3 protein-coding genes are annotated in these 6,198 nt (G+C 55.8%); 2 read left to right on the top strand and 1 reads right to left on the bottom strand.

From position 1 onward, the window contains the following. Positions 1 to 454: 454 nt before the first annotated feature. Together KTQ90_RS12580 and KTQ90_RS12575 are read left to right on the top strand one after the other, a co-directional pair. Entirely contained in the window at positions 455 to 1,969 is a 1,515-nt protein-coding gene (locus KTQ90_RS12580; RefSeq protein ID WP_217318717.1) for an NAD(P)H-hydrate dehydratase, read from the top strand. Positions 1,970 to 1,972: 3 nt separating this feature from the next. Beyond that, the gene (locus KTQ90_RS12575) at positions 1,973 to 3,025 is read left to right on the top strand and encodes a DUF4831 family protein (protein ID WP_254359740.1); all 1,053 of its coding nucleotides are present in this window, start codon (positions 1,973 to 1,975) and stop codon (positions 3,023 to 3,025) included. Between the two features lie 123 nt (positions 3,026 to 3,148). Here the strand turns inward: KTQ90_RS12575 and KTQ90_RS12570 are convergent, their stop codons facing one another. After that, positions 3,149 to 6,067, bottom strand: coding sequence for a response regulator (locus KTQ90_RS12570; protein ID WP_217318716.1), 2,919 nt, complete (start codon positions 6,065 to 6,067; stop codon positions 3,149 to 3,151). Positions 6,068 to 6,198: the final 131 nt, after the last annotated feature.

Here is a 6,198-nt window from a genome sequence, read left to right as displayed (position 1 = left end):
CTACTATAAGAATTGTATGGTGGCGGCAGACGGCAGTCCGATTAAATATGGTAAGGGATGGCAATGCCTATGTTTTCACCTTTTACATCAAATAGACGTTGGTTAAAAGTTGGCGTGAACTGATCTGGGACCGAGTTAGGACTAAGCTTACGCTGGCAGATATGCCTCTCCGCCTGGAAGATAGGCTGGCAGATATCGCTTTCGGGAAGCGTATCTGCCAGCCTTTATTGTACTTATACTGTGCAGGTTACGGCGATTCTGGGAGATATGGGGGATTTTTTCGCTAACAAAAAGTTCGGAGAGATTAGTTTATGATTCGGATTTTTTCTATCTTTGTGCACATCAAGACCGCATACTGCTTTCATAGGCTTGCATATTTTTATCCCAACTGGCTTATAATTCGGAAATTTTATCTAAATTTGTATTTTGAAACAAAAAGAATAAAACCGAAGATATGAAGATTCTAACTGGAGCTCAGATTCGCGAGCTCGACAAATATACAATCGAGCACGAACCAATATCATCTGTAGACCTTATGGAGCGGTCGGCGAAAGCCATCACCAACGCCATTTGCGAGCGATGGGCGCAGTCGACGCCTATCGTAGTGTTCGCCGGTCCGGGCAACAACGGCGGCGACGCTCTCGCCATGTCGCGACTACTCGCCGAGAAAGGCTATGTCGTAGACGTTTTCCTGTTCAACATCCACAACCATCTCTCTGAGGAGTGCGCCAAGAACCGCGACCGACTCGTGAGCGAAGGACTGGCGCACAAGCTGACCGAGATTACGTCGAACTTCGAGCCGCCGCAGCTCACGGAGAAGACGCTCGTAGTGGACGGACTCTTCGGTTCGGGACTGAAGGAGCCGCTTTCTGGCGGATTCGCTTCGCTCGTGAGCTACATCAACCAGTCGCCAGCGCAGGTGGTAAGCATCGACATCCCGTCGGGACTCATGACCGAGAACAACCGACCGCAGGACAACCCTGCCGTAGTTAGAGCCAACGTGACGCTGACGCTGCACACGAAGAAGCTCGCAATGTTCTTCGCCGACTGCCAGCAGTATCTGGGCGAGGTGTGCACGCTCGACATCCGCCTCTCGAAATACTTCATCGACACCATTCCGGCTACATACGACACCGTCGACCCGTCGTACATCAAGAGCCAGATGCTGAAGCGCGACGACTTCGCCCACAAGGGCTCGATGGGCAACGCGCTGCTCATAGCCGGAAGTCGCGGCATGGCGGGCGCTGCAATACTCGCATCGAAGGCGTGCATGCGCAGCGGCGCAGGAAAGGTGACAGCGCTCACGCCCCACTGCAACCTGGGCATCATGCAGATGGCTGTGCCAGAGGCTGTATGCCTCGTCGACCGCGAGAGCTACTACTCGGAGGCTATCGACACCGACGGATTCCAAGCCGTTGGCATCGGTCCGGGACTTGGCAAAGAAGAAAGCTCGGCGCTCGCACTGATGTCGCAGCTGCAGCAGACAAGCTGCCCTATAGTGCTCGACGCCGACGCGCTGAACATGCTCGGATCGCACGGCGCATGGGTGCAGCAGCTGCCGAACAACGTGATTATGACGCCACATCCGCGCGAGTTCGACCGCATCACGGGCAGACACAACTGCTCCGACTACGAACGTCTCATGCTGGCGCGCGACATGGCACGCGACCTCTGCGCATACATCATCCTGAAGGGCCACTACTCGGCGCTCTGTCTGCCCGACGGAGGCATCTTATTCAACACTACGGGCAACTCCGGAATGGCTACAGCCGGTAGCGGCGACGTACTCACCGGCATCATCACCGCACTGCTCGCCCGCGGCTACTCGCGCAAGAACGCCTGTCTCGTGGGCATGTACCTGCACGGACTGGCTGGCGACATAGCTGCCGAACGAACTGGCAAGGAGAGTCTGATAGCAAGCGACATCATAGACAGTCTGCCAGAAGCATTCAAGAACTTAGAGAAATAATATATGAAACACATTCTTTCAACACTAATCCTCGCCGCTCTCACCGCTCTGCCGGTGTCTGCAGGCAGCAAGAAGGAGTCGGAAGGACTCGTCTACTACCTCCCGAAGACGGCTGTGCGTATGCACGTTCTCGTTGAGAAAACCACTACCGAACCCGGACAGCTCAACGACTACTCGGACCTCTACTTCAAGACGTCGGCACCGCAAGTAATGACTACCGACTACCGCATCGTGGGCGTGAAGTTTGGTACGGCTGCCGTGCGCGACGAGAACCAGCGCTATGTCGTGAACATCGACAACAAACACAGCGTGCTCAACGTCGACTGCGACGTGAACGGCGTGCTGCGCGCAATAAACACCAAGGCACCTAAGGCTAAGGAGGAGCCTGCGTTCACGCCGGCGCCTAAGGCTCAGCCGCTCAATCCGCGCGACTATATGAGTCAGGACATACTGGCTGCAGGCAATCTGCCGAAGATGGCGCAGCTCGTGGCGCAGGAGATATACGACGTGCGCGACTCGCGAAACATGCTCTCACGCGGCGAAGCCGACTTCATGCCGAAGGACGGCGAACAGTTGCGCTTGATGTACGACCAGCTCAACCGTCAGGAGCGCGCTCTGATGCAGCTCTTCCAGGGAACTACAACGGTTGACACTACGGAATATGTCATCAGCATCGTGCCCGAGAAGGAGATGAAGCGCATCGTGGCGTTCCGCTTCTCGAAGAAGTTCGGACTCACCACAGCCGACGACCTCTCCGGCGAGCCTTACTACATGGATGTGACCGACGAGAACCAGACGGCTGAACCGCCTGCCGTACACGAAATGGCTAAGAAGCAGAAGGACGAGATGGAACTCGCAGTATGTCTGCCCGGAAAAATCAGCGTGACGCTATCTAACGCCAACAAGAAGATAGGACACTACGACATGTGGGCGGCACAGTTCGGACAGGTAGAGATGCTCAACGGCTCGCTCTTCGGCAAGAAACTCACGTCGAAGATTGTGCTCGACAGCGCAACCGGCGCCGTCACAGAGCTAACAACCGAACCTTTGGACTAAACAAAAAAATGAGGGGGGCGACGATTAAGCATTCTTAATCTCGCTCCCCTTTTTATCACTTAACGTATCACATAACATACGGTTGTGTTTTTCATAAATCAGCCAATTTCTATCAAAACCGACTTATTTCGCAGTTTTCTTGTATTGAGTAGGCGTTACACCCATCGCCTGCTTGAAGGCACGCGTGAAGTGCGACGTGTCGTAGTAGCCGCAAGCCATCGCCACCTCGTTGACCGGCATGTCGGCGTTGCTGTCGAGCATCTCCTTCGCCTTCTTCATCTGCAGCGAACGGACGTAGGCGGCAGGCGTGTCGCCCGACACGGCGTTCAGCTTGCGGCGCAGCTGCTGCGTGCTCATGCAGAGCTTCTCGGCTACGGCGTCTATGGATATGGCACTTACAGCCATCATCTCGTACACCACGGTGTCGAGGCGGTCGAGGAAGGCACGGTCTGGCGCCGGCAGAGCCTCGGCAGCGTCGGGCTTATGCTCAGCCGCAGCCTGAATGTAGCTCTCGCGCAGCAGGCGGTGCTTTTCAAGCAGATTGCCCACGCTCACCGCCAGTTCCTCTGCGTTGAACGGCTTGTAGATATACGCGTCAACACCCATCTGCAATCCGCGCAACTTATCCTCCTGCGTGGTCTTCGCCGTCACGATGATGACCGGCACATGGTCGAGCACAGCCGACTGCTTCACGGCTTGGCAAAGCTCGTAGCCGTCCATCTCGGGCATCATAAGGTCGGTGATGATGATGTCGGGCACAAGTTCTGTAGCCATGCGCAGACCTTCCTTGCCATCGCGCGCCATAGCAAGACGATAGAGGTCTTTCAGCTGCATCGAGATATACTCACGCACGTCTCTGTTGTCCTCCACGATGAGCACAAGCTGGCGTTGGTCGGCGCTGTCCGCATTGTCGGCATCGCTTACGACATTCTCTGCGCAGTACATGTCGTCCATCTCCTCAGGACTTATCACCTCGCTCATGAGCATCTCCTCGGGTATGGTGCCCTTAACATCAAGAGTCTTCACCACAACTCCCTCGGGAGCCTTCACCGGCACGCTCACCGTGAACACCGAGCCCTTACCTAACACGGTGTTAAGGCGCAGACTGCCGCCAAGTACGGAGACAATCTGCTTGACAAGCGCCAGACCGACGCCCGAACCGATGCTCTTCTTATTGGTAGACGACTGGTAGAACGGCTCGAAGATGCGTCGTCTGTCCTCCGGTGCGATGCCGCTACCGTAGTCGGCTACAACAAGCGTGAGCATGCCGTCCTCAATTCTGAGCGTAACGAGCACGTTCTGTCCGCGTTTGGAGAACTTGATGGCGTTGGTGACGAGGTTGCACACCACCTTCTGCGCATAATCGGGCACAAAGTCGCACACATAGTCCTGCTGTTTGGGCGCATACAGTATGCGAATGCCGCGCGAGTGGGCAAGATTGAGGTAGCCTTCCACGATGTTAGATATGAAAAGCACTACGTCGCCGCGATGCCAGTCGGGCTGTCCGATAGCCGACTTCACCTTCTGTATGTCGAGCAACTGGTTGATGAGCGAAAGCAGTCGCGAGCCCTGTCGCGACACCATGCTTCCCACCTTACGGATGTCGCCCGCAGGCACCTTTCCCTCCTCAAGCATGTGCGAATAGCCGAGGATGACGGTGAGCGGCGTGCGGAACTCGTGGGTGATATTGGTGAAGAACGAGATGCGCATCTCGTCCATCTGATGCTGCAGCAGCTGCTTGCGCTTACGGGCACGCAGGGCGTAGAACATGAACGAAATAATGACCGTGGCGAGCACGATGACAAGCACGGTTGCGGCGAAGCTGAGCCGTCGAAGCGTGCGCTCTGCCTTGTACTCGTTATTGACGGCATCCATCTCGGCGCGGTGCTGCTCGTTCTCGTAGCGCATGCGCATGTTCTGCATGTGTATGATGTTCTTCTCGCTCGCCACGCTGTCGCCGAGTTCGTTATACTCTTTATAGTAGCGCAGCGCACGTGCGTAGTCGCCCTTCCGGCTGTATATCTCGTAGTAGATACGTGCAATCTGCGACTGGTGTTCGAGCGAGTGCAAGTCGTGAGCCAGCTGGTCGGCTATCTCGAGATAGTGCATGGCAGCGTTGTAGTCGCCCGTCTTCAGGTGAATCTCCGCCAGCGCAAGACACGGCTCCATCGTGTGCCAGCGGTCGCCCGAGGGCTTCATTATCTCGTACGCCTTGCGGTACTCGGCGATGGCTTCCGCGGTCTTGCCCTGCTTGTCGTAGAGACGTCCGAAGTGGGTGTAGCATAGAGATATGCCGAGGTCCGACTCGGCGAGGCGGTTCTGCTCCATCGAGTGGCGGTAGTACACCCAAGCCGAGTCGAGACGGTTGCTCTGCTCGAAGATTGAGCCGATATTGGCGTAGTTGATTGCCTGTCCGAGGTTGCTGCCCAGGCTCTTCTCGCCTTCAAGTGCGGCATGGAACACGGAGTCGGCTGTTTCCTTGTCGCCGAGTGTGAGGCAGATGTTGCCGATGCCGTTGAGCGACACCACGCGGTTCTTGCGCGCCGTGCGGTCGTCTTTGCAGCTGAACTCCTCAGAGATGTGCAGCGCGCGGTAGTGGTAGTTGATTGCCTCGTCGAGGATGCCCATGCGCCGGTAGTTGGTGCCGATGTTGTTGAGCGCCTGCGCCATGGCGATGGTGTCGTGCAACTGTTCGCCGAGCGCCATCTCGCGCTGGTGGCAGTCGATGGCTTTCATGAAGAAGTTGTCCTCGCGGTAGGTGCGTCCCAACTGGCGGCGCGCACGCATCTCGAGCATACGGTCGCCCGACTTCTCCGCTTCTTTCACAAGACTGTCGAGGCTCTGCTCGCCCTTCACGCAACCAACGATGCTGTCGGCGCGATCGCGCTGTTGAGCGAGGCGTCGAGGCGACGGCTCTGTGCTGCAGGCGCTGAAGAAAAGTACGAGAATAGCACACGTTGCAAGGAAAAGGGTGCATCGTGCTGGCGAACCGAACGATTGTTTACGGGCCTTACTCAATAAATTATTTAAGCGGTTGGTCATTGGCTTAGTGTTTATAGTGATGCAAATTTACTACGTTTTTTCGTTTTATCAAAGCAATACGATAGGTTTCACTCCAGAAAGTACATATAAAAAGTGTTTGAGAGAAGAATGAGGAAAGTTTACTGGTTATC

The organism is Leyella stercorea, from assembly GCF_019052365.1.
In the GTDB taxonomy this organism is placed as follows: domain Bacteria; phylum Bacteroidota; class Bacteroidia; order Bacteroidales; family Bacteroidaceae; genus Prevotella.
Note: the sequence above shows the minus strand (reverse complement) of the source record. Positions and strands in the feature narration are given on the sequence as shown.

What these genes read in the sequence shown, in the direction of transcription:
- KTQ90_RS12580 (WP_217318717.1), top strand. Translation starts at nt 455, where the DNA reads ATGAAGATTCTAACTGGAGCTCAGATTCGCGAGCTCGACAAATATACA.
- KTQ90_RS12575 (WP_254359740.1), top strand. Translation starts at nt 1,973, where the DNA reads ATGAAACACATTCTTTCAACACTAATCCTCGCCGCTCTCACCGCTCTG.
- KTQ90_RS12570 (WP_217318716.1), bottom strand. Translation starts at nt 6,067, where the DNA reads ATGACCAACCGCTTAAATAATTTATTGAGTAAGGCCCGTAAACAATCG.